The organism is Stenotrophomonas sp. ZAC14D2_NAIMI4_6, from assembly GCF_003086875.1.
GTDB lineage: Bacteria > Pseudomonadota > Gammaproteobacteria > Xanthomonadales > Xanthomonadaceae > Stenotrophomonas.
This window is the reverse complement of the sequence record NZ_CP025996.1, coordinates 1,821,183-1,846,405: the sequence shown is the minus strand read 5'-3', so window position 1 is coordinate 1,846,405 and position 25,223 is coordinate 1,821,183. Positions and strand designations below refer to the sequence as shown.

General features: G+C 63.9%; 22 protein-coding genes. 12 read left to right on the top strand and 10 right to left on the bottom strand.

Annotated features, from left to right (window positions below):
• Positions 1–22: 22 nt before the first annotated feature.
• From C1933_RS08520 to C1933_RS08510, 3 genes are all read left to right on the top strand, one after another.
• Positions 23–1,615: a sensor domain-containing diguanylate cyclase gene (locus C1933_RS08520; protein WP_234414683.1), complete on the top strand. Its 1,593-nt coding sequence runs from the start codon at positions 23–25 to the stop codon at positions 1,613–1,615.
• A gap of 123 nt (positions 1,616–1,738) precedes the next feature.
• Positions 1,739–3,514, top strand: a complete 1,776-nt coding sequence (locus C1933_RS08515; protein ID WP_234414681.1) for a sensor domain-containing phosphodiesterase — start codon at positions 1,739–1,741, stop codon at positions 3,512–3,514.
• 168 nt (positions 3,515–3,682) lie between these two features.
• Positions 3,683–4,090 (top strand): chemotaxis protein CheW, encoded by a 408-nt coding sequence (locus C1933_RS08510; RefSeq protein ID WP_234414680.1) that lies wholly within the window; start codon positions 3,683–3,685, stop codon positions 4,088–4,090.
• A 79-nt stretch (positions 4,091–4,169) separates the two neighbouring features.
• Here the strand turns inward: C1933_RS08510 and C1933_RS08505 are convergent, their stop codons facing one another.
• On the bottom strand, positions 4,170–4,739 hold the full coding sequence (locus C1933_RS08505; RefSeq protein ID WP_108752895.1) for a TetR/AcrR family transcriptional regulator: 570 nt from the start codon (positions 4,737–4,739) through the stop codon (positions 4,170–4,172).
• Positions 4,740–4,873: 134 nt separating this feature from the next.
• On the opposite strand from C1933_RS08505, the gene C1933_RS08500 reads away from it, so the two are divergent.
• From C1933_RS08500 to C1933_RS08485, 4 genes are all read left to right on the top strand, one after another.
• Positions 4,874–5,461 carry a carboxymuconolactone decarboxylase family protein gene (locus C1933_RS08500; RefSeq protein WP_108752894.1) on the top strand — a complete coding sequence of 196 codons (588 nt, stop codon included), beginning with the start codon at positions 4,874–4,876 and terminating at the stop codon, positions 5,459–5,461.
• Positions 5,462–5,473: 12 nt separating this feature from the next.
• Positions 5,474–6,403, top strand: coding sequence for an alpha/beta hydrolase (locus C1933_RS08495; protein WP_108752893.1), 930 nt, complete (start codon positions 5,474–5,476; stop codon positions 6,401–6,403).
• Positions 6,404–6,966: 563 nt separating this feature from the next.
• Positions 6,967–7,329, top strand: coding sequence for a hypothetical protein (locus tag C1933_RS08490; RefSeq protein ID WP_108752892.1), 363 nt, complete (start codon positions 6,967–6,969; stop codon positions 7,327–7,329).
• Positions 7,326–8,015: an Imm52 family immunity protein gene (locus C1933_RS08485; RefSeq protein WP_108752891.1), complete on the top strand. Its 690-nt coding sequence runs from the start codon at positions 7,326–7,328 to the stop codon at positions 8,013–8,015. The genes C1933_RS08490 and C1933_RS08485 overlap by 4 nt, the downstream gene beginning before the upstream one ends.
• Before the next feature lie 43 nt (positions 8,016–8,058).
• On the opposite strand, the gene C1933_RS08480 is transcribed toward C1933_RS08485, so the two are convergent.
• Together C1933_RS08480 and C1933_RS08475 are read right to left on the bottom strand one after the other, a co-directional pair.
• Positions 8,059–8,478, bottom strand: coding sequence for a hypothetical protein (locus C1933_RS08480; RefSeq protein WP_108752890.1), 420 nt, complete (start codon positions 8,476–8,478; stop codon positions 8,059–8,061).
• A 76-nt stretch (positions 8,479–8,554) separates the two neighbouring features.
• Positions 8,555–9,337: a 3-hydroxybutyrate dehydrogenase gene (locus C1933_RS08475; RefSeq protein WP_108752889.1), complete on the bottom strand. Its 783-nt coding sequence runs from the start codon at positions 9,335–9,337 to the stop codon at positions 8,555–8,557.
• A 270-nt stretch (positions 9,338–9,607) separates the two neighbouring features.
• Here C1933_RS08475 and C1933_RS08470 point away from each other — a divergent pair, with 270 nt between their 5' ends.
• The 3 genes from C1933_RS08470 (at position 9,608) to C1933_RS08455 (ending at position 11,191) form a co-directional block, all read left to right on the top strand.
• The gene (locus C1933_RS08470; protein ID WP_159093953.1) at positions 9,608–9,949 is read left to right on the top strand and encodes a hypothetical protein; all 342 of its coding nucleotides are present in this window, start codon (positions 9,608–9,610) and stop codon (positions 9,947–9,949) included.
• Between the two features lie 193 nt (positions 9,950–10,142).
• Positions 10,143–10,484, top strand: a complete 342-nt coding sequence (locus C1933_RS08465) for a hypothetical protein (protein WP_234414678.1) — start codon at positions 10,143–10,145, stop codon at positions 10,482–10,484.
• Positions 10,485–10,888: 404 nt separating this feature from the next.
• Positions 10,889–11,191 carry a hypothetical protein gene (locus C1933_RS08455; RefSeq protein WP_108752887.1) on the top strand — a complete coding sequence of 101 codons (303 nt, stop codon included), beginning with the start codon at positions 10,889–10,891 and terminating at the stop codon, positions 11,189–11,191.
• A 199-nt stretch (positions 11,192–11,390) separates the two neighbouring features.
• Here the strand turns inward: C1933_RS08455 and C1933_RS08450 are convergent, their stop codons facing one another.
• Positions 11,391–12,230, bottom strand: coding sequence for a type 1 glutamine amidotransferase domain-containing protein (locus C1933_RS08450; RefSeq protein WP_108752886.1), 840 nt, complete (start codon positions 12,228–12,230; stop codon positions 11,391–11,393).
• Positions 12,231–12,325: 95 nt separating this feature from the next.
• Between C1933_RS08450 and C1933_RS08445 the strand changes: the two genes are divergently transcribed.
• The gene (locus tag C1933_RS08445; RefSeq protein ID WP_108752885.1) at positions 12,326–13,249 is read left to right on the top strand and encodes a LysR family transcriptional regulator; all 924 of its coding nucleotides are present in this window, start codon (positions 12,326–12,328) and stop codon (positions 13,247–13,249) included.
• A gap of 467 nt (positions 13,250–13,716) precedes the next feature.
• Complete coding sequence (locus C1933_RS20085; RefSeq protein ID WP_159093952.1) at positions 13,717–15,495, top strand: hypothetical protein; 1,779 nt, start codon at positions 13,717–13,719, stop codon at positions 15,493–15,495.
• Positions 15,496–15,567: 72 nt separating this feature from the next.
• On the opposite strand, the gene guaA is transcribed toward C1933_RS20085, so the two are convergent.
• The 6 genes from guaA to der form a co-directional block, all read right to left on the bottom strand.
• Positions 15,568–17,133, bottom strand: coding sequence for a glutamine-hydrolyzing GMP synthase (gene guaA / locus C1933_RS08440; RefSeq protein ID WP_097047922.1), 1,566 nt, complete (start codon positions 17,131–17,133; stop codon positions 15,568–15,570).
• A 111-nt stretch (positions 17,134–17,244) separates the two neighbouring features.
• Positions 17,245–18,702, bottom strand: a complete 1,458-nt coding sequence (guaB, locus tag C1933_RS08435; protein ID WP_108747812.1) for an IMP dehydrogenase — start codon at positions 18,700–18,702, stop codon at positions 17,245–17,247.
• Between the two features lie 601 nt (positions 18,703–19,303).
• A complete protein-coding gene (gene folD, locus C1933_RS08430) occupies positions 19,304–20,182 on the bottom strand; it encodes a bifunctional methylenetetrahydrofolate dehydrogenase/methenyltetrahydrofolate cyclohydrolase FolD (RefSeq protein WP_108752884.1) in 879 nt (292 codons plus the stop codon).
• 243 nt (positions 20,183–20,425) lie between these two features.
• On the bottom strand, positions 20,426–22,261 hold the full coding sequence (locus C1933_RS08425) for a monovalent cation:proton antiporter-2 (CPA2) family protein (protein ID WP_108752883.1): 1,836 nt from the start codon (positions 22,259–22,261) through the stop codon (positions 20,426–20,428).
• A gap of 204 nt (positions 22,262–22,465) precedes the next feature.
• On the bottom strand, positions 22,466–23,602 hold the full coding sequence (gene moeB, locus C1933_RS08420) for a molybdopterin-synthase adenylyltransferase MoeB (RefSeq protein ID WP_108752882.1): 1,137 nt from the start codon (positions 23,600–23,602) through the stop codon (positions 22,466–22,468).
• Positions 23,603–23,810: 208 nt separating this feature from the next.
• Positions 23,811–25,208, bottom strand: coding sequence for a ribosome biogenesis GTPase Der (gene der / locus C1933_RS08415; protein ID WP_108752881.1), 1,398 nt, complete (start codon positions 25,206–25,208; stop codon positions 23,811–23,813).
• Between the last annotated feature and the right edge of the window lie 15 nt (positions 25,209–25,223).

The following is a 25,223-nucleotide window of genomic DNA, read 5'->3' as shown; positions in this document are numbered from 1 at the left end:
TACCAACTGCCTGGGGCGCAGGGTGAACGCATCGATCCAGCGGGTGAACCTGCAACGGCTGATCCTGGCGCTTGCCGCGCTCTCGGCCCTGGTCATGCTGGGCAATGCGGTCTGGGCCAGCTACCAGGTGCAGCGCCAGCAGCTGCTTGAAAAGAGCCTGGAAGCCAACCGGGTGTACGCGCACTCGCTGGCGCAGTCCACGCAGCACTTCGTGCTGAACGCGCAGCAGCAGCTGGCGGTCGGCGCCGAACGCCTCAGCCGCAATGCCGCCCAGACCGCGGCGCACGACGATGAAGTGGAACGGGTCAAGCTGCAGACCGATGCCTTCAACAGCGTCATCTCGGTCGATGCGCAGGGCGTTGTGGTGGGTAGCTCACCGGCCCTGCCCGAGCTGCAGGGCAAGGCCCTCACCAGTGCGGCCAACCGGCAGGCGCTGCAGCAGCGGGTACCAATGGTCAGCGATCCGTTCGTTGCCCACACCGGCAACCTGGTGGTCACCCTCTCCCACCCCGTGTTCAACGCCGACGGCGACTACGCCGGCTACATCACCGCGTCCATCCACCTGCGCGACCCCAACGTGCTGCACAGCCTGCTCGGCACCCATCCCTACGACGATGGTTCGTACCTGTACGTGGTCAGCCGCGATGGCACCGTGCTCTACCACCCCGACCCGGACCGCGTCGGCCAGGCCGCCACCCGCAATGCCGCCGTGGAGGCACTCAGCCAGGGCCGCGCCGGCGCATTGCACTCACACAACCGCCACGGCGTGCCGATGCTGGCCGGCTTCGCGCCGGTGCCCGCGGCCGGCTGGGGCATCGTCGCCCAGCGCCCAACCGATGCGGCCGTGGCCCCCATGGGCAGCCTGACGGCCACGGTGCTGCGCAATGCCGCGCCGCTGGGGCTGCTGACCCTGCTGCTGATCTGGCTGTGCTCGCGGCGCATCGCCTCGCCGTTGCAGGAACTGGCCCGGCACGCACAGGACCAGGATGTCGGCGCCGCCATCACTCAGGTCAAGGCGGTCAATTCCTGGTACCACGAAGCCGCCCAGCTCAAGCAGGCCGTGCTGGTCAGCTTCCGCAACCTCAACGAACGTATCGGGCTGCTGGACAAGGCGGCCCTCACCGATCCCCTCACCCAGCTGCTCAACCGGCGCGGGCTGGAACGCGCGCTCAGCGCACTGAATGCCTCGGGCGTGACATTCGGGGTCATCACCCTGGACGTGGACCACTTCAAGGATGTCAACGACCAGCACGGCCACGAGACCGGCGACCAGGTGCTGGCCGGCATCGCCCAGTGCATGCGTGCCAACGCGCGCCCGCAGGACGTGCTGTGCCGTTTGGGCGGTGAGGAGTTCCTCGCCCTGCTGCCCGAGGTCAGCGCAGACGCCGCCCTGCAGGTGGCCGAGCGCCTGCGCAGCGTGATCGAGGCGCACGCCTTCCCCTTCGTCGGGCACGTCACCATTTCAGCCGGCGTCAGCCACTTCCCTGAAACCCAGGCCGACGCAGACCTGGTCATCCGCCAGGCCGACAAGGCGCTGTACCGCGCCAAGCACGGCGGCCGCAACCGCGCCGTGCTGTACCGGCGTCGCAGCCAGCGGCGCGAAAACCCGTCTTGACGCGATGCTTGCCGTTTCTGCACAACGGCACCGCCCCACACCTGCAACCCTGTCATCACCGCCGTGCCGCCTGCACGGCACTGCTTCGGCTCTATGGCGCCCCTGTTCAACCGGAACACGCACATGGCCCCTACCCGTACCGAAGAACGCATGTCGACGCTGGGCAGCCTGGACGTCCTGGACGACGCCGCGGGCGCCTCGCTGGATCGGCTGACCGACCTGGCGGCGCGCACCTTCCGCACGCCGGTGGCCTTCGTATCGCTCATTGAAGAAGACCGCCAGCGGCTGATATCACGCCAAGGCCTGGACGTGGCCGAATCGCATATCCGCGATTCCATCTGCGCCCACACCATCGGCTCCAAAGCCGGCCTGGTCATCAACGATCTGCGGGTGGATCCGCGTTTTTCCAGCCTGCCGCTGGTGGCCGGGCCGCCGCACCTGCGCTTCTATGCCGGTACGCCACTGGTGGCCGCCAACGGTGTACCCATCGGTGCGCTGTGCGTGATGGACAGCGTGCCCCGGCAGTTTTCCGCCGATGACCGCCGGCAACTGCAGACGCTGGGCATGGCGGTGATGAACGAATTGGAGCTGCGCACCCTCAGCGGCCGTCGCGATCCGGTCAGTGGCCTGCCCAACCGCCACCAGTTCGCCATCGATTACGCCGCGCGCGCGGTGCGCACGCCGGGCCAGCCGTGCTTCGCGGTAATGATCGACATCCTGGATCTACCGCGCGCCCACGAGGCCGGCCAGGTGCTGGGCATGGTGCCGCTGGAAGCACTGATCCGCCGTGCCGGGGTACGCCTCAACCTGGCCCTCGACGGCGTGGCCCAGGTCTACCACGTGGGCGCCACCCGCTTCGCCTTCGTGGTGGAACTGCCCGCGCGCGAGGCCATCGAACGCCTGGTTCACCTGCTGCACGACGATCTCATCCGCCCGTTGATGGCGGCATCGGTTCCGCTGGCGCCGCAGTTCCATGCCGGCCTGTGCGAGGCCGCCCTGGGCCGTGACAGTGCCGACGATGTGCTGCGCAAGATGATGATCGCGCTCGGCTCGGCCCTTGCCAGCCAGGTTACCTGCTGCTGGTACTCGCCCAGCCGCGATGAACGCCTGCAGCGCAGCTACCGTCTGGCCACCGACGGCCAGCAGGCGCTGCAGCAGGACCAGTTCCACCTGGTCTACCAGCCGCGCTTCCGCGCCCATGATCTCGCCCCGGTCGCGGCCGAAGTGCTGTTGCGCTGGAACCACCCGCAGCTGGGCGCGGTCAGCCCGGCCGAGTTCATTCCCGTATTCGAGCGCACCACGCTGATGGATGGCGTTACCGCCTGGGTGCTGGAACACGCCTTCAGCCAGCTGGCGCAATGGCGGCGCGAAGGCCTCAGCCTCAGCCTCACCCTGTCCATCAACCTGTCTGCGCGCGATGTGTCCCGCAAGGGCATGGCCGATGCCTTCATTTCCGCGCTGCTGTGCAAGGGGCTGTCCTGCAGCGATGTGGAAATCGAGATCACCGAGGGCGAATGGCTGCGTGCGGATTCGCTGCCCGGCGAACAACTGCAGCACCTGGCCGCGGCCGGCGTGCGCGTGGCCATCGATGATTTCGGCAGTGGCTACAGCAACTTCGGCTACCTCACCGAACTGCCCATCCACACCATCAAGCTGGACAAGTCGATGATCAACGACCTGCCCACCGATAGGCGTGCCCAGTTGAAGGTACAGGCGGTCATCAGCCTGGCCCACGGCCTGGGTTACAACACCGTGGGCGAAGGCGCCGAGACGCCGGAACAGGTGGCCCTGCTGCAGGCCTATGGCTGCGATGAAATCCAGGGGTTTGCCCTGTCCCGCCCGATCAGCGCGGCAGATCTGGCCCGGCAGCTGGAAGCGGCGCCCTACGCCCAGACCTGACGCCCGCCGGGCACATGCCCAGCAGAAGCTGAATGTGCGCCTCGGCCTTCATCTGTCGCGCACACAATCGGGCATTCCGGCACGGCATGATTGCCGCGCATCAGCAGCGCCCCTTCCCCCGGATTTCCCTTGCAGCCGCATTCCCCTTTGGCCGGTCAACCGGCCCCGTTGTCGCATGACTTTTTCGAATTCCTGGCGGTACGCGCAGGTGAGCAGTGGTTTGCCGTGGACGTGCAGGCCGCTGTCGAGATCCGTGGCCCTGAAACCTTCAGCCGCGCACGCGGCGAAGGCCGCCCCACCATTACCGTGCGCGAAGAAGCACTGAGGGTGGTCGACCTGCGCCGCCTCAGCGGGCTGGCTGCGTTCGGGAACACCTGCCCGGCGATGCTGCTTGTGCAGGCAAGCGCAGCGGTGCTGGCCTTGGCCGTGGATGAAGTGGGCGAAATCGAAAGCGTCCCGCGCGAGCGGGTGCGGGCGGTCAATCCGCTGGGGTTTGTGTTTTGCAGCCAGAGCATTGCGATGCCCGACAACGGCCAGATTCCGCTGATCGACCCGGTGTTGTTGATTGCCGCGTGATCGCGCCGCCGGGCATGGCCCGGCGCTACCCTACCGCGCCCGCAACGCCCTCCGGTAGCGCCGGGCCATGCCCGGCGAGTTACACCGCGTCCAGAATAATCTGCGGCAACCGCGCAATCGCCCGCGAAAACACCGCCGGCGCATCCATGCCGCGCGCCACCACCAGCGCGCCGTGCAGTTCCACCAGCATCTGCTCGGCCAGCAGCTCGGCCTCGTCATCAGCCACACCGTGCTGCCGCGCCACATCCGCCAGCGCCGCCTGCAAACGGTGGAACGTCGATGCAATTGCATCGCCGCAGCCGTTCTGCACGCCACGCGGCGGCGACAGCATGTTCAATAGGCACGACTGCCGGCCGTGGTCGTACATCGCGTCCATCGCCGCAACGAAACGCGCCAGTTTGTCCGCCACCGGGGCATCGCCGGCCAGCACCGGGAAGATCTCCGCATCCAGCACGCGCCCCACCTGGGCAAGCACTTCCTGCGCCATTTCTTCTTTCCCATTCGGGAAGCGGTGGTACAGGCTGGATTTCTTCAGGCCGGTCGCCTCGGCAATCACTGCCAGCGACGCGCCCTCATAGCCAACGTCCTTGAACGTCAGCGCCAAGCGGTCCAGCAGGGCCGCGTCATCAATTTTCCTGACCTGGGGCATGGGTCACCTCCTGCCTGAACGATAACCGACCGTTCGGTCCAATTCAAGCTTGACGTGGACCGATCGTTCGGATTCAATTCAGCCCGTACCGACCGTTCGGTACATTTCGTCTCAACTATCCCAAGGAACCCGCCATGTCCCGTATCGCCCTCGTCACCCCCGAAACCGCCACCCCGGCCCAGCAGCCGCTGCTGGAACAGACCAAGGCCAAGTTCGGCAAGCTGCCCATCATCATGACGGCGCTGGCCAACTCCCCGGCCACCATGAACAGCTATCTGGCCCTGTTCCAGAACCTCACCGACGGCCGTTTCAGCAAGCAGCTGGCGCGCAAGATCGGCCTGGCCATTGGCGAAGAAAACGGCTGCGAATACTGCATCTCCCTGCTGGCCGCCATCGCCAAGCTGCAGAAGCTCACCGAGGAAGACATCGAACTGGCCCGCAACGGCAAGTCCACCGACCCGAAGGAACAGGCGCTGCTCGACTTCGTGCTGCTGCTGGTGCGCCACAAGGGCGACGTAACCGATGAAGAACTGCAGGCCGTGCGCGCCGCGGGCTGGGGCGATGAGGACATCGTGGAAGTGTTCGGCCACCTGGCGCTGAACTTCATCACCAACTACCTGTGGAAGGTCGGCCGCAACGACGTCGACTTCCCGATCCTGCGCCTGTTCGACCAGGGCAAGATCTCGCGCGGCAGCAGCCACGCGTTCCAGCAGGTCGCCTGAGGAACCCACACCATGAACACCCCTGCCCGTCTGGCAACCGGCCTTGCCGGTGCCCTCGCCGTTGCCTCTGCCCACGCCGCCGCGCCGGCCGTCACCTTCCACTACGCCCAGGTGGACGACGTGCGCGTGTTCTACCGCGAAGCCGGCGACCCGAAGGCGCCCACCGTGCTGTTGCTGCACGGCCTGCCCTCCTCGTCCTTCATGTACCGCGAACTGATCCCCATGCTGGCCGACCGCTACCACGTGATCGCCCCGGACCTGCCGGGCTTCGGCTTCACCGAAGCGCCGCCGCGCGAAAAGTACGCCTACACCTTCGCCAACCTGGCCACCACCATCGACCGCTTCACTGAAGTGATCGGCATCGATCGCTACGCCATCCAGGTGTTCGACTACGGCGCACCGGTCGGCTGGCGCCTGGCCACCGCGCACCCGGAACGCATCACCGCCATCGTTTCGCAGAATGGCAATGCCTATGAAGAAGGCCTGGGCGAACTGTGGGCGCCGATCAAGCGCTACTGGAGCGCACCGACCGCGGCCAACCGCGATGCACTGCGCAGCATGTTCACTCCGGAAGGCATCCAGTGGCAGTACACCCACGGCGCGCCCGATGCGCTGCGCATCGCGCCGGAAACCTACACGCTGGACAACGAGCGTCTGGCGCGGCCGGGCAATCTGGATATCCAGCTGGACCTGATCCTGGATTACCGCACCAACGTGGCGATGTACCCGCAGCTGCATGCGTACTTCCGCGACCGCACGCCGCCGCTGCTGGCAGTGTGGGGGCGCAATGATGCGATCTTCATTCCGGCCGGTGCGGAGGCGTTCAAGCGCGATCTGCCGAAGGCGGAGGTGCATTTCTACGATACCGGGCATTTCGCGCTGGAAAGCCATGTGCAGGAGATCGGGCCGGTGATCCGCGCGTTCCTGGATGCGAACCTGTAAGAAGCGCGCCGCATGACGCATTCGGCACGTTCAACGGGCCGGATGCGTCACTCCACTTCATGCGTTGTGTTTGGCGCGCCCTCGTGTGGAATGACCGACACAACTATTCCTAAGCGGAAAACGTCACGTATTCCCGAGCATTGCGCGCTGTTTGCGTCATTTCAGGGCGCACTAACCCCGCCTGCGGCACGGGCGAGCGCTCTCGTGTCGCATGTGCCACTGATCGTCCATGCGACAATCGTTTCCGCTCTCTCGATGCATCTACACGTTTCGGATTTTTCTGATTGAAGCGAGCGTGCACGCGTAGACAACATGGCGTGCCACCGACAACGGGTGGCCGGGCATGCAAACCCGAGACAGAAGTTGTTTACGCTTGCCCGTCGGCACCGTCCTTAACCGGTGCCGGCGGGCAATCCGTCGGCCGTCTATGGCGGGCGGTGCGTGGGGGTCTTCGGACCCGCCGGTCTATGGCAACTGTCTGTCCCGGTTTGCAGCCACGTACCGTCCGCCCCCCCGCCTTGCGCGGGTGGCGCTGCTGTGTCTCTGCCACGGAAGCCGACGCCATGACCGCACCGAACGCCCTGCCCTTCAGCGCCCCCGCTGATTCCATCAACGACGACGAAAACCCCGCGCCCGACCTCAGCACCCTGCTCGGCTGCCTCGACCGTATCCGCACGGGCGAAGGCGCCGACGGCCAACCCTGGCCCGAAACCCACCTGCCCCTTGGCCGCCGCATGGCCCTGGCCCGCATCGACCGCGCCGCCGCCGGTCTGCTCACCGTGGCCGAAGTGCTGCACGCCGCAGAGCGCTGCCGCGCCGTGGCCACACCCGATCGGCACCTGAGCGAAGGCGTGGTCGATGGCCTGTTCCTGGCCTGCCGCAGCCTGGCCGAACTGGTCTGCCAGGACATCCGGCCGCGCGGATGATCAGCGTCGTTCTCCGCTTCCAGATTGCCAAACACCACCACACCGATTATCAGCTTGCCTATCTGCAGCTGGTCGAGTTGCTGCAGCGCTTTCCCGGCAGCGACACCTGGTACTGCGAGGTAAATGCCCCCGGCCAAGTACCGCTGCGGCTGGACGATGCGCCCGCCGTGCTGCACCGCCTGCGGGTACGCGCGGAACTGGCGCCCGTGCGCACGTTCAGTGCATCGCTGTTGAACCGGCCAACCGGCCAACGCGTGCCCGGGCTGATCAATATGGATTACAGCCCGGGCGTCGGCACCATGACCGTGGTCGTCAACCGGCCCGCCGATGTACAGGCCAACCCCACCCGCTGGATCGCCGGCATCATGCTGGCGGTGCTGGAAAGCGAATTGGGCACCCGCTACGCATTTGCCGACGTTTACGACCGGCTGAATGGTCGGTTCGTGAATTACCACGATGCCTGCGCAAGCTACCCGGGGCGGCACTGCCTGGGGTGGATGGCGTACGTGCGCCGGGCCGTGCGCGCGGCGGAGTTACCACAGGCCGCATTGATTCTGCCCGCGCCGGGGGGATCGATTGTGGTGTCGGTGGATGGGGCGTTCAAGCTGGCCGACAAGAAGCATGTGCGGGTGGCGAACGTGTTGGAGATGCGGATGTATGAGTTGGGGTTGCTGCCGGTGTTCTAGCTGGATGGGACGTTGGGTCTATCGTGATTGCAGAAAGGCAGGGTTACTTGCACACCGCTACCGGCCTTCCCTGCCAGACCGCCGACGCAGGCGGCAGCGTTTCAGTCGCTCCGCCATTCGAGCTTTGCGCGCCGTCGAGATGGGTTACATGCAGTCCGCTGGCGTTCCGCTGCACAGCGATCGACTCGGTGTTCCCATGCATCAGCACTAAAGTGTCGCCCCGTGGCTTGATCTTCATGACCTCAGGGGCGGTCGCTTCGCCCTCGTATCGCTGTACGACGGCATATCCGCCATCCGCACCTCCAACGAACGAAATCTCCAGCCCGAGTAGGTCGCCGGATTCGGGGTGCATGCAGACGTTTGAGTAGGTGGGCGCACCCTTCGGCGCGCCCTTGCCCACTGCGACGTCAGGTAAGAGCGCCAATGCCAGAGTAAGAATGCATGGAATCTTTGGGCCGATCATCTGCGGGTCTCCATTTCTCAAGGCGCGAACGTGGTGGGCGTATGGGAGTACACGAGATTTCAGCGTTAGCCGGTGGCTAGCGCGCCGTCCAACCTCCATCCATCGGCAGTGCCGTACCCGTAATCTGCGCCGCGGCGTCCGAGGCCAGGAACACCACCATGTCCCCCAGCTGCTCCGGCGTCACGAACTGCAGCGAAGGCTGCTTCTCGGCCAGCAGCTCCCGTGCGGCGGCCTCCTGATCGGTCCCTTCCCGCTCCGCCAGCGCGGTGATCTGCTGCTCTACCAGCGCCGTGCGCACCCAACCTGGGCAGATGGCGTTGGCGGTGATGCCGGTGCCCGCGTTCTCCAGGGCCGTTACCTTGGTAAACCCGACCACGCCGTGCTTGGCCGCCACGTAGGCCGACTTGTTCACCGATCCCACCAGCCCGTGCACCGACGCAATGTTGATGAGGCGGCCCGATCCCTGCTGCTTCATGTGCGGCAAGGCCGCAGCGGTTGCATGGAACACTGCGGATAGATTCAGCGCCAGAATCGCATCCCACTTCGTTACCGGGAATTCCTCGATCGACGCCGTGTGCTGGATGCCCGCGTTGTTCACCAGGATGTCGATGCGGCCCATCGTTGCCACGGCACGGGTAATCATTTCCCGCACCGCCTCGCCGCGGGAAAGGTCAGCACCGTCGTGCGCCACCCGCACTCCGAACTCCGTCTCCAAGCCGGAGCGGATGCGCTCGATCTCTGTCGCATCGCCGAAGCCATTGAGCACGATGTTGGCCCCCTGCCGCGCCAACGCGGTGGCGATGCCAAGACCGATACCGCTGGTGGAGCCGGTGACTAACGCGACCTTTCCACTGAACATGGGGAGACTCCTTGGGACGGAGCCACAGTGTAGATCCACGCCAAGCGTGGATGCTCTTCACGCATGCCCAACAGATCCTATCGATCCGGCTACGAAACAGCCCCGAAGGCCACCACCCCTCGCCCGCGTGGCAAATGGAAATGGACCGGCCAACCGGCCAATGGGTGGGGGACGCCGGGTGTCTACGACAACCTGGCCGGTCCATTGACTCATGCAGGGGCGTCCGCATACTGGATGCAACGCCTCATTCAGCAGGAAGGATTTGCAGCCATGTCCCAGTCCTCCCCGCCGGTTCCCGGAGAGCTTCGCGAAATGCTCAAAGACTATCCGGAGCACATCGAAAGGCTGCAAGAGGCACTCAATCGATCCGCTGAGCGATCCCGGCAAGCTTCGCTGATCCCTTTCGACGATGCGATATCTGCATTGGAAGGAAGGCTGGCTACGTTCATCATCGAAGCACGCGATGAGCTTGCGAGCGCCGAAGCGTCAGGGGATGCCAGAGCAATTGCGGATGCAGCTGAAAAGGAAAGACTGATGCTTAGAGCACGCCTGCAGCGTCAGTGGATAGGGGATGAGTCCATTCATGCTTATTTTCAGGAGTTCGAGCCTTGAGCGAACCCAGTTGGGACTTGCCAGCTGAGGCCCATTCCAAGGTTCTTCTGGAGAAGGTGCTGGCGGCAAGCGGCTTGAATAGTGCCGGCCCACTAGGGCCATCGCGCCCCCCGGTGTCGCAAATGGCATTGGACCACCCAGGGTAGGTGGCAATACTCTCGACCCAGCAAGCAAGAACCTCAAGGTGACCGCCATGGCTCTAACCGCCCCACCGGTACCGGCGAAGCTCCGGGAACTGCTAAAGGACTATCCGGAGCACATCAAACAGCTGCAGGAGGCTCTCATTTCAGTGAGCGACGGGCGACAGAATTACGCCCCTCCGTTTGAGGCTGCTGTCTGGCTGTTGGAAGACTGCCTTACCGCCTTCAAGAGAGAAGCCCGCGCTGAAATAGACGCCGCTGTTGCAGCAGGCGACTCGCAGGCGCTTGAACGAGCCAAAGAAAAAGAACGGCTGATGTCCTTTGCCAGGTCCAGCAACATTGGCCTGGCAAATCTCAGCGAGCTGCACGCCTACTTTGACGCCAACATCAGGTAACGCTGATGCCCTCCGGTGCACTGAACGACAGTAGATCCACCCATGCGTGGATGCTCTCCCCATCGCGCCCCGTCGAAGAACACGACCCAAAGGACAGCAACCAGCGAGCACAGATCGACTCCAGCAACCGAACAGTCCCTTACCCACGGGCCGCCCTACTTCAACCGCTCCATCAACCGCGGCCCCACCTCCAGCGCCGAAGCCGGGTTCTGGCCAGTAATCAGCTCGAGGCCCACCACCACATGCCCAGTCCACGGCGTGGTATTGCTGCTGAACTCTGCACCTGCCAGCTGCAATGACCTGCCCCCGGTTTCCTGGTCTGTTCCTGGCACAGCCTACGGACCCCTTAATGGATGCCAGTAATGCCCATGTCCCCTCCCCCAATCCCTACAAAGCTTCGTGAAATGCTCAAAGACTACCCGGAGCATATCGAGCGATTGCAGCAAGTCCTAAATCGATCAGCTGAACGCTCTCTGGAGGCTCCATTGATGCCGTTTGACGACGCGATCAATGCACTGGCGGGCCGACTGGAATCATTCATTATCGAAGCGCGCACCGAGCTCGCGGACGCCAAGGCATCGGGAGACCCGCAGGCAATTGAACGCGTCTCGGAGAAAGAGCGACTGATGTCGTTTGCCCGATCCAGCAACATAGGCATGGCCAATCTCAGCGAGTTGCGCGCCTACGTTGATGCAAACATGGGCTAAGACTGGACCGGCCAGACTTCCGTAGAAACTCACGAGCGCAAAGTACTACGGTGAGCGCGGGATCCGGTCCATATGGGACCATGAAAATTCAAGGGAAGCAGAAGAGGAGAAGAGGGATTTCGAGCAAAAGCATCCGCAGCTCGTAGAGATCATCAACAGTAGAAAGGGCCCTGCGAAAGATCCACGGTAAGAAGCCGCCCTACTTCAACCGCTCCACCAACCGCTGCCCCACTTCCAACGCCGAAGCCGGGTTCTGCCCGGTAATCAGCTCGCGGTCCACCACCACATGCCCGGTCCACGGCGTGGTGTTGCTGCTGAACTTTGCACCCGCCCGCTGCAACGCCGTCTGCGGGTAGAACTTCATCTCACCGCCGCCCAGCATCGGCTTGGCCTGCTCTTCTTCCTGGTTGCTGATCACCGTCATCTGGTAGCCGCTGTAGATCCACTTCGGCGTGGCCGGCATCGCACCGGTGTCCATCGTCGCCACGAAACCCGCCGCATCCGGCAGCGTGGACAGCAGCGCGATCGGCCCGTGGCAGACCAGCGCGGTGGTCTTGTTGCGCAGGTGGAAGTCGGCCAGCAAGCGGCCCAACGCCGGGCTCTTCAGCAGGTCCTGCATAGGCGCGTGGCCACCGGGAATGTAGACCGCATCGAAACGCGCGTAACCCTGCTGCTCGATGCGCGCCAGGCTGACCACCGGCGAGGCGGTCGGCGAGGTCAGCGCCAGCTTCTCCAGCAACTCCTTGTGCAGCGTCAGCTGCGCCGCATCGTTGCCGAAGTACGCCGGCGTCACCGAGGACGCATCCACCGTCGGTGCCCGCCCCTGCGGCGTGGCGAAGGTCACTTCGTGGCCGGCGTCCAGCAGCAGCTTGACCGGCTGCATCAGCTCGTTGAGATAGAAGCCGGTGGACAGCACCTTGTCATCCTTCAGGTCCAGGTGGTTTTCGTCGGACAGCACTACCAGCACGTTGGCGGCGTGGGCGCCGCTTGCGGCCAGCGTCAGGGCGAGTGCAGCTGCCAGGCGGGTCATCAGGTTCATGGGGTAGCTCCTGTGGGAATGGCCGCCACTTTATTCATCGCTCAGACGGCGATAAATTGGCCTAACCACAAAAGACCTGTTCCCTGGAGAGCCAAATGAGCCGCAAGTTCGACTACCTGGGCGATGTGGAGGTGTTCCTGGCGGTGGTCGAGCACGGCTCGTTCACCGCCGGCGCCGTGGCGCTGTCCACCACGCCCTCGGTGCTGAGCCGCGCGGTCACCCGGCTGGAAGCGCGGCTGGGCCGGCAGCTGCTCCAGCGGACCACCCGCCGCTTGGGCCTGACCGACGCCGGGCGCCTCTATCTAGAACAGGTGCGCACCGCCTTCGGCCTGCTGGACGACGCTGAGCGCGACGTGCTGGCCCAGGACGGTGCGCTGGCCGGCCGCGTGCGCCTGAGCGTGCCCACCACCTATGGCCACTACCGGCTGCCGCCCGTGCTGGCGCGCTTTGCGCAGCAGTACCCCCAGGTACAGGTGGAACTGAACATCACCAACCGCAATGTGGACCTAGTGGCTGAGGGCTTCGACCTGGCTATTCGGCTGGGGCAGCTGCCGGAAAGCGGGCTGGTGGGGCGGAAGCTGGAGGATGCGGCGCTACTGCTGGTGGCTTCGCCGGAGTACCTCGAGCGCCGGGGTACGCCGCAGGCGCTGGAAGACCTGGAGCAGCACCTGTGTCTGCCGTTTGTGATGCCGCGTACTGGCCGGTTGGCGCCGTGGGTGTTTCGGGATGGCGGGCGGGATGTGGACTGGCTGCCGCGTTCGTCGATTGAGACTTCTGACGATGTGCTGGGCGTGGTGTCACTGGCCGAACAGGGGATTGGGATTTGCCAGAGCTATGAGTTCATCGTGCGCGAGCGGATGCAGCATGGGGAGTTGGTGGAGGTGTTGCCGCAGCTGCGAGGGAGATCGCGACCGTTCTCGGTGATCTATGCGCCGCATCGTCGGCAGTCGGCGGCGGCAAGGGCGATGATTGAGTTGCTGGTGGGGAATGCTGAGGGATTCCACGTCAGTGCTGCTTGAAGACGCGTTGCTTGCTCAAAGCATCGGATCTGAAGCGACAATCGGGCACTGCGGCTGAGCTATTACCCTTGTGGTCCGCGGTGGGCCGAATGGGCTTTACTGCGTTGCTCAACAAAGCTAATCCTCATCAACTCCATTGATCATGTAAACACTTAAAAACCTCGCAGGTATCGTGTTTTAGCCAAGAATGGAGAAACCGATCTCGACCTGAAAATCAGGCAATCATGTTCCCGCGACTTCCGTTAGAGATGCTTCAGGAAATCATGAACAGCGACGACTCCACTGCAACTATCAATTGAGCTTGAGGAAACAACTACTGCCTCTAGCCGCGCGCTCCTGCTAGCATTGCAGATATCCGCAACGGGGGGAGATGGATGCAAACAAAGCTGTCACGATGGATGTCTTCGTTTCGGAAGACTCGAGGCGCAAGTCCTTGGGTGTACGGGGTACCTGCTTTACTATCTGGCGTGGCGTTGGCGACTCTTTTTGCGCTCGGACCGCTCGTCCAAGCCGTCGTAGTCGCTCTCCTTTCTGGAGAATCATCATCGCTTTACGACAGTGAGAACGTTGGCCAGCTCGTTAATTTCAGCTCATTCTGGTCAACGGCCCTATGGCCCCCCTATTTGGCAGGCGGCATTTTCTCGTCAATCGCAATGCTACTAGCGTCCACGAAGAGGACAGTGCTTGCCTCCGGAACGGTTGCAATTGGCTTATCGCTCACCGCCATAGACTTGTCGTCAGGCGCACTAGACGGATTGTTGGCCTCGGTGCTCTGCAACTTCGCAGCTGGAGGAATCCTCGCGACTTTGACATTGGTTCTCATTCTCGACGACCGAATAGCCCGGCACCTAGCAAATGGAAATGAGAGAGTTGAGCGAATAATCTGGCTATTTTTACCGTCGGCAGGCTATTTTTCCCTTGCAGGAGTTCTTTTCCTGTCCCTAGGATTCTTGACGAGAATGCCTACAACCCCGGTCAGCTTCCGCCTCGAACCCTCTCTAAATGGCTATTACGTCACAAAGAGCGAGAAAGCTTGTCAATCAAAAAGTCACGATGAATCGAGGCAATGCGATTCAGATGAAAGAGAAGAAAGCAGAAATTTTGCACTACTAGGGAAATTCAGCGAGGCAGAGGGCGGTAGAACGAAATTCCTTGGCGGCGGAGACGGCCTAAAGATCGCGTGGTCGACAAACATCAGGGCTTCCACAAGGGGTTCTGTTTGGGTAACGCAAGGTTGCGTAGCAGAGGACGCCGACTACAGAAAAGTCCTCAAATCAACCCCAATTTACTCCGGTGACCTCAGCGCACTTGACATCAGCGTTGACGAGGGATTGACTGAATTTCGCATCATTGATCCGGATTCGACCGCCGTCACCGTCTCTGACGATAACGTTGCGCAATTTTGGATCAACCCGTCGCGCGATGACCCTGAGAAAATTGACGTTAGTAGATTCCTTGGAGATGGAATCATTACTTTCGATGATAAATTTAGCAAGACGACGTTCTCCCTCGGACTCTTCTCCCTAACTGGCAACAAACAGGGATCCCCAGTAAAGACGCGCAGCGCCACCTACTCAATCAATGGTGATAACGAGATAACAATAAAATTCAGCATGGCCTCAGAGATGATTGAAGCAACTGCTGCTATTACATGCGAAAGTCTGGAGGCGGCACAGAATGCTGAGCACATAACTGCGAAGGCCAAAGTTCCATACATAGGCCTCCTCGTGTCTCTAGATGCCCCTAAGCAACTCAGCCTTGAGGAGGCAGGTAAACACAGCTACGTCACCGTTTCTGGAGCAAATGGCTGGATACAGAGCACTGGTTACCGAAAAGATCAGTTCCATGAGGCAGTTACAGGGGGCAATTTTTCCCAGATTTCTCTCATTGGGGTTGTGAAAGATCTAGCTGTCGATGGACAGGCTGTGTCCACGGGACCGACGAGCACGCTACAGCTAAGCGGAAAAATGTTCACGCGCACCGATGGCCCCGCCTTGCTCATTGAGGGTGGCGCCGACTATTTCATTCTTAACGGGAAGAGACTTAGTAGTACGAGATGGGAACGGCTCGATCCAGGCATAAGAATTCCAATAATTCTGGGAGTTCCGACCGCAGTGTATTTTATCTTGCGTTTCGCAGGCGCCACATTACGGCGACCAACTCTCGTGGTCTGGAGGCTTCCGAGAACGCTCAGCAAGTCGAAATCAAAATCCCGCTACCGCCGTAGAGCTGCACGCTTCCGCTGAAGAAGCGAACACTAAAAAATTGCTCGCCCCTCACAAGACGAGGGCGCCTCTCGGCGCCCTCGTTCTCTCAACTCACTCCCACTCAATAGTAGCGGGCGGCTTCCCCGAGATGTCATAAACCACCCGCGACACCCCCCGCAACTCATTGATGATCCGGTTGCTCACCGTACCCAGGAACTCATACGGCAGATGCGCCCAATGCGCGGTCATGAAGTCAATCGTCTCCACGGCCCGCAGCGCAATCACCCACTCATAAGCGCGCGCATCGCCCACCACGCCCACCGACTTCACCGGCAGGAACACGGCAAACGCCTGGCTGGTCTTGTCGTACAGATCCGCCTTGCGCAGCTCATCAATGAAGATGGCATCGGCCTTGGCCAGCAGCTCGGCGTATTCGCGCTTCACTTCGCCCAGGATACGCACGCCCAGGCCCGGGCCCGGGAACGGATGGCGGTAGACCATGGTGCGCGGCAGGCCCAGCTCAACGCCCAGGCGGCGCACTTCGTCCTTGAACAGCTCGCGCAGCGGCTCCACCAGGCCCAGCTTCATGTGCTCCGGCAGGCCGCCCACGTTGTGGTGGCTCTTGATCACGTGCGCCTTGCCGGTCTTGCTGCCGGCCGACTCGATCACGTCGGGGTAGATGGTGCCCTGCGCCAGCCACTTGGCGTTCTTCAGCTTGTTCGACTCTTCATCGAAGATCTCAACGAACAGGTTGCCGATGATCTTGCGCTTGGCTTCCGGGTCGCTCACGCCTTCCAGCGCAGCGAAGTAACGGTCGGCAGCATTCACACGCACGACCTTTACGCCCATGTGCTCGGCAAACATCGCCATCACCTGGTCGCCTTCCTGCCAGCGCAGCAGGCCGGTATCCACGAACACGCAGGTCAGCTTCTCGCCGATGGCCTTGTGCAGCAACGCAGCCACGACGGACGAATCGACGCCGCCGGACAGGCCCAGGATCACTTCGTCATCGCCCACTTGATCTCTTACGCGGGCGATCTGGTCGTCGATGATGTTGGCGGCGGTCCACAGGGTCTGGCAACCGCACACATCCACCACGAAGCGGCGCAGCAGCGCCTGGCCCTGCAGGGTGTGGGTCACTTCCGGGTGGAACTGCACGCCGTACCAGCGCTTTTCTTCGTTGGCCATGGCGGCCACCGGAATGCGGTCGGTGGTGGCGGTGATGGTGAAGCCCGGCGGCGCAACGGAGACGTGGTCGCCGTGGCTCATCCAGACATTCAGCTTCGGCTCGCCGCCGTGGTCGCTCAGGCCCTTGAACAGTGCATCCGGGTTGATCACGTTCACTTCGGCGTGGCCGAATTCGCGCTGGTCAGCGGCTTCGGTGGCACCACCCAGCTGCGCGGCCAGGGTCTGCATGCCGTAGCAGATGCCGAAGATCGGCAGGCCGCTGTCGAACACTTCCTGCGGCGCGGCCGGGGCGCCCGGCAGCGTGGTCGATTCCGGGCCACCGGACAGGATGATGCCCTTGGCGCCAAACGCCGCGATCTCGGCCGGGTTGTGGTCCCAGGCCCAGATTTCGCAGTAGACGCCCAGCTCGCGGATGCGGCGGGCGATCAGCTGCGTGTACTGCGCGCCGAAATCGAGGATCAGGATCTTGTCGTTATGGATGTTGGTCATGGCGCCCTGGCAATGCAGTAGGGAAAACGAAACTTCGAATGCTTTTTTCAACGGCAGATAGAGAAAGAGGAACGGGAATCAGCTTCCTCGTTCCTCTTTGCCCGGCCCGCGTCAGGCGCGGTAGTTCGGCGGTTCCTTGGTGATCGTCACGTCGTGGACGTGGCTCTCACGCTGGCCGGCGCCGCTGATCTTCACGAACTTGGGCTTGGTGCGCATGTCGTCGATGGTGGCGCAGCCCACGTAGCCCATGGTGGCGCGCAGGCCGCCCATCAGCTGGTGGATGATGCCGCCCACCGGGCCGCGGTACGGCACGCGGCCTTCAATGCCTTCCGGCACCAGCTTGTCGGCGGTGGCGGCGTCCTGGAAGTAGCGGTCCTTCGACCCCTTTTCCATGGCGGCCAGCGAACCCATACCGCGGTAGCTCTTGTACGAACGGCCCTGGTACAGCTCGGTCTCGCCCGGCGATTCCTCGGTACCGGCCAGCAGGCCACCGACCATGATGGTCGAGGCACCGGCGGCCAGCGCCTTGCCGATGTCGCCCGAATAGCGGATGCCACCATCGGCGATCAGCGGGATGCGGTCCTGCAGCGCTTCGGCCACCAGATCGATGGCGGTCACCTGCGGCACGCCCACGCCGGCGACGACGCGCGTGGTGCAGATCGAGCCCGGGCCGATGCCCACCTTCACTGCGTCCGCGCCGCTGTCCAGCAGCGCCAGTGCGGCTTCGCCGGTGCAGATGTTGCCACCGATGACCTGCACGTGCGGGAAGTTCTTCTTCACCCAGGCCACGCGGTCCAGCACGCCCTGCGAGTGGCCGTGCGCGGTATCGACCACGATCACGTCCACGCCGGCGGCGACCAGCGCTTCCACGCGGCGATCGGTATCGCCACCCACGCCGACGGCAGCGCCGACCAGCAGACGGGTCGACAGATCCTTGGCAGCGTTGGGGAAGTCGGTGTTCTTCTGGATGTCCTTCACGGTGATCAGGCCACGCAGGGCGAAATCATCGTTGACCACCAGCACCTTTTCGATGCGGTTGCGGTGCAGCAGCTGCAGCACCTCATCGCTGGCGGCGCCTTCCTTGACCGTGACCAGGCGATCCTTCTTGGTCATGATGTGGCGGACCGGATCGTCCAGCTCGGTTTCAAAGCGCATATCGCGGTGGGTCACGATACCGGCTAGCAGGCCGTCGCTGCCCACCACCGGCACGCCGGAGATGTTGTGCGCCTGGGTCAGGGCCAGCACGTCGCGGATGGTGGTTTCCGGACCGACAGTGATCGGGTCGCGGATGACACCGGCCTCGAACTTCTTGACCTTGGCCACTTCCGCGGCCTGCTGTTCCAGGCTGAGATTCTTGTGGATGATGCCCATGCCGCCGAGCTGGGCCATGGCGATGGCCAGGCGGGCTTCGGTGACGGTATCCATGGCTGCAGACAGGATCGGAAGCTTCAGCTTCAGGTCGCGAGTCAACCGCGTTTCGAGGTTGACGTCCTTGGGCAGGATGGTCGAATGAGCGGGGACGAGCGAGACGTCGTCGTAAGTGAGTGCTTCAGCCTGGATGCGCAGCATCGGCATACCCGAGATGTGGGGAAGCGCGACATTTTACCCCTTTTTCACGCCCGATGGGAGGGGGTGGATGCGACGCAGTGTCGCGCGGGCAACGACCGGTTCAGGGGCCATCCGGGCCGCGGAATCACCCCCAACCGGAACCGCGCGTGATCAACCCAACCGGAAAACCGCCTTTGGTAGGTGCCAACCTTGGTTGGCACAAACCGGCAGACGCCCTCACCCCATCTGGGGCCTGGATGCCGGACAGGTCGCGCCACCCCCGGAAATCCGCCTTAGTAGGTGCCAACCTTGGTTGGCACAAACCAGCAGACGCCCTGACCCCATCTGGGCCCAGACGCCGGACAGAGCGTGCCAACCAAGGTTGGCACCTACCAGAAGCGGGTCATGCAGCCCGCCGCACCGTCCGGGAAACCGCCTTTGGTAGGTGCCAACCTTGGTTGGCACAAACCTGCAGACGCCCTCACCCCATCTGGGGTCCAAATGATGGACAAATCGTGCCAACCAAGGTTGGCACCTACCAGGAGCGGGACATCGGCATGTCTCTGGCATCGTGCCGACCAACGGTCGGCACCCACCAACGGCGGATATCCCCAACCGCAGGTCAGCTCGAGGCTTCCGCCGCTTCCAACGTGTTCTGCATCAACGTGGCCACGGTCATCGGGCCCACGCCACCCGGCACCGGGGTGATCCAGCTCGCGCGCTCGGCGGCGGCTTCAAACCCGACGTCACCCACCAACCGGCCGTCATCCAACCGGTTGATGCCCACGTCGATCACCACAGCGCCCGGCTTCACCCATTCACCCGGCACGATGCCCGGGCGGCCCACGGCCACCACCAGGATGTCGGCGTTGCGCACGGCCTGTTCCAGCACGTCCTTGGGGGTGAACTTGTGGCAGCTGGTCACGGTGCAGCCGGCAATCAGCAGCTCCAGGCCCATCGGCCGGCCCACGTGGTTGCTCACGCCCACGATGGTGGCGTTGCGGCCGCGCACCGGCTGGTCGGTGTGGCCCAGCAGCGTGGTGATGCCGCGCGGGGTGCACGGGCGCAGGCCGAATTCACGCAGGGCCAGGTGGCCGACGTTTTCCGGGTGGAAGCCGTCCACGTCCTTGCGCGGGTCGATGCGCTGGATCAGCCGGCGCGCGTCCGGGATGCCCGGCAGCGGCAGCTGGATCAGGATGCCGTTGATCTTCGGGTCGGCATTCAGCTGGTCAATCAGGTCCAGCAGCTCGGCCTCGGTGGTGCCGGCCGGCAGATCGTAGTCATAGGCTTCAATGCCGACCTTTTCCGCCGCACGGCGCTTGTTGCGCACGTACACGGTCGAGGCCGGGTCTCCGCCCACCAGCACCACGGCCAGGCCCGGGCGGCTGCCACCGGCGGCCACGCGGGCGTCAACGCGCACCTTCAAGCTGTCGAGCAGATCCTCGGCAATACGGCGGCCATCGAGGATGCGGGCAGGAGGCGTTGCGACGGAATCGTTCATCGAATGCGGGGGCAGGCGGCGGCGGGGACGCTATTGTCCCTGATTCAGGCCCCCTCGCCCACCGCAGGATGCGGCCAGGAAGGGGTCGGATCCCTTTGCCACAGGCAAAGGGCTCTGACCCCGCAAGCTGCGGAGTCTACGAGGCCTGGGGTCAGAGCCCTTTCCGTTGGAAAGGGATCTGACCCCGGGGCGCATGGGGTCGGATCCCTTTGCCGCAGGCAAAGGGCTCTGACCCCTCCCCCCTCACTCCTCTTCTTCTTCCGGCACCTGGTCGGCATTCAACGTGCGCGCCTTGCGCTTGGGTGCGGTGAACGGCGTCGGGGTCGGCACGCCTGGCAGTGCGCTGCCGAACACCATGTGCGCACCGGCACGCAGGCTGCCGCCGGCCATTTCCAGCTCGAAACGCTCGGCATCGCGCTCGCGGATCTGCTGCGCGATTTCCTGGGCGTCCTCTTCTTCGGCACCCAGTTCCATCAGCGCGGCCTGGCCGAACAGCAAGGCCGATTCGAAGGTTTCGCGAATCTGGAAGTCGACGCCGGCATGGATCAACCGCAGCGAGTGCTCGCGGTCGAACGAGCGCACCAGCAGCTTGGCCTGCGGGAATTCGTGCGCCACCAATTCCACGATGCGGTCGGCGTCTTCGGCGTTGTTCACGCATACCGCAATCGCACGCGCGGTGGCCGCGCCGGAGGCGTGCAGCACGTCAAGACGCGTGCCGTCGCCGTAATAGATCTTGAAACCGAAGCGCTCGGCGTTGTGGATCATGTCCACGTCGTTGTCGATGATGGTCACGTCCACGTCGCGGGCCAGCAGCGACTGGCTGGCGACCTGGCCGAAGCGGCCGAAGCCGATCAGCAGCACGCTGCCGGACAGGCCGTCGGCGGTGTCCACGCCTTCCAGGCTGACTTCCGGCTTGGGCGCCACGCGCTTGTAGACCAGCACCACCAGCGGGGTCAGTGCCATCGACAGCACCACCACGGCGGTGAAGTTGGCATTGATGTCCATGTTGATGACGCCGGCGCTGGCGGCGGCACTGAACAGTACGAAGGCGAACTCGCCGCCCTGCGCCATCAGCACGCCACGGTCCAGCGCCTGGGCGTGGTCGCTGCCCATCAGGCGCGCCACCACGTAGATGCACAGGGCCTTGGCGGCCATCAGCGCCAGCACCAGGCCGACGATCAGCGGCCAGTTGCCGGCCACCACGCCCAAGTCCAGCGCCATGCCCACGCTCAGGAAGAACAGGCCCAGCAGGATGCCGCGGAACGGTTCGATGTCCGCTTCGATCTGGTGGCGGAAGGTCGATTCGCTCAGCAGCACGCCGGCCAGGAACGCACCCATCGCCATCGACAGGCCCGACAGCTGCATCAGCAACGCCGCGCCCAGCACCACCAGCAGCGCGGCGGCGGTCATCACTTCACGCGCCTTGGCTTCGGCCAGCAGGCGGAACAGTGGGTTCAGCAGGAAGCGGCCGACCAGCACCAGGCCGATGATGGCGCCGGCGCCGATGGCCACCGACAACCAGCGCGAGCCCTCCCCGTCGGCGCTGCCCGCGCTGGGCGCCATCCACGCCACCAGGGCCAGCAGCGGCACGATCAGCAGGTCTTCGAACAGCAGGATGGAGACGATCTTCTGCCCCGACGGCAGCGCGATGTCGCCGCGCTCGGCCAGCAGCTGCATCACCACCGCGGTGGAGGTCAGCACGAAACCAGTGGCGCCGATGAAAGCGACCTGCCAGGGCAGCCCGAACAGCTTGGCGATGCTGGTCAGCACCAGCGCGCAGGTGACGATCTGCAGCGTGCCCAGCCCGAAGATTTCCTTGCGCAGGCTCCACAGGTGCGAGGGCCGCATTTCCAGGCCGATGACGAACAGGAACATCACCACGCCCAGTTCGGCGGTGTGCAGGATCGCCTGCGGGTCGGAGAACCACCCGAGCCCGAACGGGCCGATGGCCAGACCGGCGGTGAAATAGCCCAGTACCGAGCCCAGGCCCAGCCTGCGGAACAGCGGCACCATGACCACCGCTGCGCCCAACAGGGCGACGACCTTGACCAGTTCGCTGGTCGCTGCTTCTACCGCCATGCGGTGTGTTCCCCAGATGCGTTGATGGGGTCAACGATAGGGGAAGTTGGTGGACGGCAATAGCATGTGCGTTGCGTTTGATTGTGCCGAAAACGGAACGATGGCGGAATCAATACCCATCATCGTTCCATTGTAGAGTCGAGCCATGCTCGACTGCTCTGCGCGGTGAAGCCAAAGGCAGTCGAGCATGGCTCGACTCTACAGTCACCCGCCCCGGCAGAACGCGGCGTAATCGATATACCCGGGGAACACCACACCCGGCGCACACACCGGGCACGTCGGGTCCGGCGCGATGCGGCTTTCCCGGAACCGCAGCCCCAGCGCATCGAACCGCAGCAACCGCCCGACCAGCGGCTCGCCAATGCCCAGCAGCAGCTTCAGCACCTCGGTGGCCTGCAGCACCCCGGCTAGGCCGGGCAGCACGCCCAGCACACCGGCCTCGGCACAGTTCGGCGCGAACTCCGGCGGTGGCGGTTCCGGGAACAGGCAGCGATAGCACGGCGCCACGCCACGCTGGCGGCCGGCGTCAAACACGCTTACCTGGCCGTCGAAGCGCTCGATGGCCGCATACACCAGCGGCACGGCGTGCTTGATGCAGGCGTCGTTGAGCAGATAGCGCAGCGGGAAGTTGTCCGATCCATCCAACACCACGTCCACGCCCTGCAGCAGGCGATCGATGTTTTCGGACGTGACCCGCTCGCGCACGGCGTCCACGTCGATGGTCGGATTCAGCGCCAGCAGACGCTCGCGCGCCGATTCAACCTTGGCTTGGCCGACGCTGGCTTCGGTATGCACGATCTGCCGCTGCAGGTTGCTGCGCTCCACATGGTCGTGGTCGACCAGGCGCAGATGCCCTACCCCGGCCGCGGCCAGATAGAAGCTGGCCGGTGCGCCCAGACCGCCGGCGCCGAGCACCAGCACGCGCGCCTGCTGCAGGCGACGCTGGCCGGCCTCGCCCACCTGCGGCAGCAGCAGGTGGCGCGAATAGCGGTCGTAGAAATCTTGATCAGCCGCGGAGAGCAACGGTTGCACCAGCGGCAACGCCTGTTCGCGCCAGGCCACGGTGCCGCCCGTCACGGAAGCGATGTTCGAATAGCCCGCCGCGATCAGCGCCTGGGCCGCATCGGCCGAACGCTTGCCGGTCTGGCAGATCAGCAGGATTTCCTGATTTGGCGCGGGCAGGTGTGCGGCCGGCTCGGCCAGCAGATCTTCCTTGGCCACGCCACGCGCGCCCTCGGCCATGCCACCGGCACGTTCGTGCGCGTTGCGCACATCGATCAGCACCGCGCCATGGGCCAGGCGCGCGTGCGCCTGCTGCGGAGAACGCTCGGGAATGCTCATGGCGGCATTATCGCGCAGACCCCAGCGCGGTAGAGTCGACCGTTGGTCGACTGCTTTCCGCCAAATGCCAGAACCCCGCGCTGCGCGCGGTAGTCGACTGACAGTCGACTCTACCCCGGTCTGCTTTTCCCGTCGGCTTCCGCACCCGGCTCCACCCCGTCGCGGCGTTCAAACAAAAAAGGCGGCCCTGCGGCCGCCTTTTCATGAATCACTTGCCCTTGACGTGCTTCATCAAGCGCCGCTTGGCCTTGACCTGCCGCTCGGTGAGGACGTTCTTCTTGCCCTCGTACGGGTTGGTACCCTCGCGGAAGATGAAGCTCACCGGGGTGCCGATCAGCTTGAAGCGCTTGCGGAAGAAATTTTCCAGATAGCGCTTGTACGATTCCTGCAGCTCCTTCAGGCGCGTGCCGTGCACGATGAAGGTGGGCGGGTTGGAACCGGCCGGGTGCACGTAACGCAGCTTGGAGACATGGCCGCGGATGGTCGGCGGCGGGTTGGTCTCGTACGCCACTTCCAGCGCCTTGTTCACTTCGCTGGTGGTGAAGGTCTTGTTCGCCGATTCGTGCGCGCGGTGCACGGCGCGGAACAGTTCGCGCAGGCCCGAGCCATGCTTGGCCGAGATGCGCACCGATTCGGCCCACGGCACGAAGCCCAGCTTCAGCGATAGCAGGGTTTCGGCCTGCTCGCGCTGGTACTCGGTCAGGCCATCCCACTTGTTGATGGCGATCACCAGCGCACGGCCGGCATCGAGCACGGCGCCCAGCACGGTGGCGTCCTGATCGGTCACACCTTCGGTGGCATCCAGCATCAGCACGGCCACCTGGCACTGCTCGATGGACTGCATGGTCTTGACCACCGAGAACTTCTCGACCACCTCGTCCACGCGCGAACGGCGGCGCAGGCCGGCGGTGTCGATCAGGCGGTAGTCGCGGCCGTCACGCTCCAGGTCCACCGCGATCGAATCGCGGGTGGTGCCCGGCACGTCCGAGGCGATCATGCGCTCTTCGCCCAGGATGCGGTTCACCAGGGTCGACTTGCCCACGTTGGGGCGGCCGACGAAGGCGATGCGGATGCGGTTCGGGTCGTTGTCCAGCTCTTCGCCGCTGCCTTCTTCGGGCAGGCGCTGGATCACTTCATCCAGCAGATCGTCCAGACCTTGGCGATGGGCGGCCGATACGGTCAGCATTTCGCCGAAGCCATAGCGGGCGAATTCCGAACGCACGTTGTCCTCGTCGGTGCCGTCGATCTTGTTGATCAGCAGCAGCGTCGGGCGCGAGAGCTTGCGCAGCCAGGCCAGGATCTCATCGTCCATGGCCGAGGTACCCTCACGGGCATCCACCACGAACAGGATCAGATCGGCTTCGGCCGCGGCGGCACGGGCCTGGCGCGTGGTCGCGCCAGCCAGGCCTTCTTCTTCTTCGGCAATACCGCCGGTGTCGACCACCAGGAAGTGGTTGTCTTCATCCAGGCGGCACACGCCGTAGTTGCGATCGCGGGTGACGCCGGGCTGGTCATGGACCAGGGCGTCACGGGTGCGGGTCAACGCATTGAAAATGGTTGACTTGCCGACATTCGGCCGTCCAACCAGGGCGACCAAAGGCAGCATCGCGATTACTCCGTA

Bases quoted from the DNA above. Each gene is read 5' to 3' on its own strand.
- C1933_RS08515 (WP_234414681.1), top strand. From the start codon at position 1,739: ATGGCCCCTACCCGTACCGAAGAACGCATGTCGACGCTGGGCAGCCTG.
- C1933_RS08505 (WP_108752895.1), bottom strand. From the start codon at position 4,739: ATGCCCCAGGTCAGGAAAATTGATGACGCGGCCCTGCTGGACCGCTTG.
- C1933_RS08500 (WP_108752894.1), top strand. From the start codon at position 4,874: ATGTCCCGTATCGCCCTCGTCACCCCCGAAACCGCCACCCCGGCCCAG.
- C1933_RS08495 (WP_108752893.1), top strand. From the start codon at position 5,474: ATGAACACCCCTGCCCGTCTGGCAACCGGCCTTGCCGGTGCCCTCGCC.
- C1933_RS08490 (WP_108752892.1), top strand. From the start codon at position 6,967: ATGACCGCACCGAACGCCCTGCCCTTCAGCGCCCCCGCTGATTCCATC.
- C1933_RS08485 (WP_108752891.1), top strand. From the start codon at position 7,326: ATGATCAGCGTCGTTCTCCGCTTCCAGATTGCCAAACACCACCACACC.
- C1933_RS08480 (WP_108752890.1), bottom strand. From the start codon at position 8,478: ATGATCGGCCCAAAGATTCCATGCATTCTTACTCTGGCATTGGCGCTC.
- C1933_RS08475 (WP_108752889.1), bottom strand. From the start codon at position 9,337: ATGTTCAGTGGAAAGGTCGCGTTAGTCACCGGCTCCACCAGCGGTATC.
- C1933_RS08470 (WP_159093953.1), top strand. From the start codon at position 9,608: ATGTCCCAGTCCTCCCCGCCGGTTCCCGGAGAGCTTCGCGAAATGCTC.
- C1933_RS08465 (WP_234414678.1), top strand. From the start codon at position 10,143: ATGGCTCTAACCGCCCCACCGGTACCGGCGAAGCTCCGGGAACTGCTA.
- C1933_RS08455 (WP_108752887.1), top strand. From the start codon at position 10,889: ATGCTCAAAGACTACCCGGAGCATATCGAGCGATTGCAGCAAGTCCTA.
- C1933_RS08450 (WP_108752886.1), bottom strand. From the start codon at position 12,230: ATGAACCTGATGACCCGCCTGGCAGCTGCACTCGCCCTGACGCTGGCC.
- C1933_RS08445 (WP_108752885.1), top strand. From the start codon at position 12,326: ATGAGCCGCAAGTTCGACTACCTGGGCGATGTGGAGGTGTTCCTGGCG.
- guaA (WP_097047922.1), bottom strand. From the start codon at position 17,133: ATGACCAACATCCATAACGACAAGATCCTGATCCTCGATTTCGGCGCG.
- guaB (WP_108747812.1), bottom strand. From the start codon at position 18,702: ATGCTGCGCATCCAGGCTGAAGCACTCACTTACGACGACGTCTCGCTC.
- folD (WP_108752884.1), bottom strand. From the start codon at position 20,182: ATGAACGATTCCGTCGCAACGCCTCCTGCCCGCATCCTCGATGGCCGC.
- C1933_RS08425 (WP_108752883.1), bottom strand. From the start codon at position 22,261: ATGGCGGTAGAAGCAGCGACCAGCGAACTGGTCAAGGTCGTCGCCCTG.
- moeB (WP_108752882.1), bottom strand. From the start codon at position 23,602: ATGAGCATTCCCGAGCGTTCTCCGCAGCAGGCGCACGCGCGCCTGGCC.
- der (WP_108752881.1), bottom strand. From the start codon at position 25,208: ATGCTGCCTTTGGTCGCCCTGGTTGGACGGCCGAATGTCGGCAAGTCA.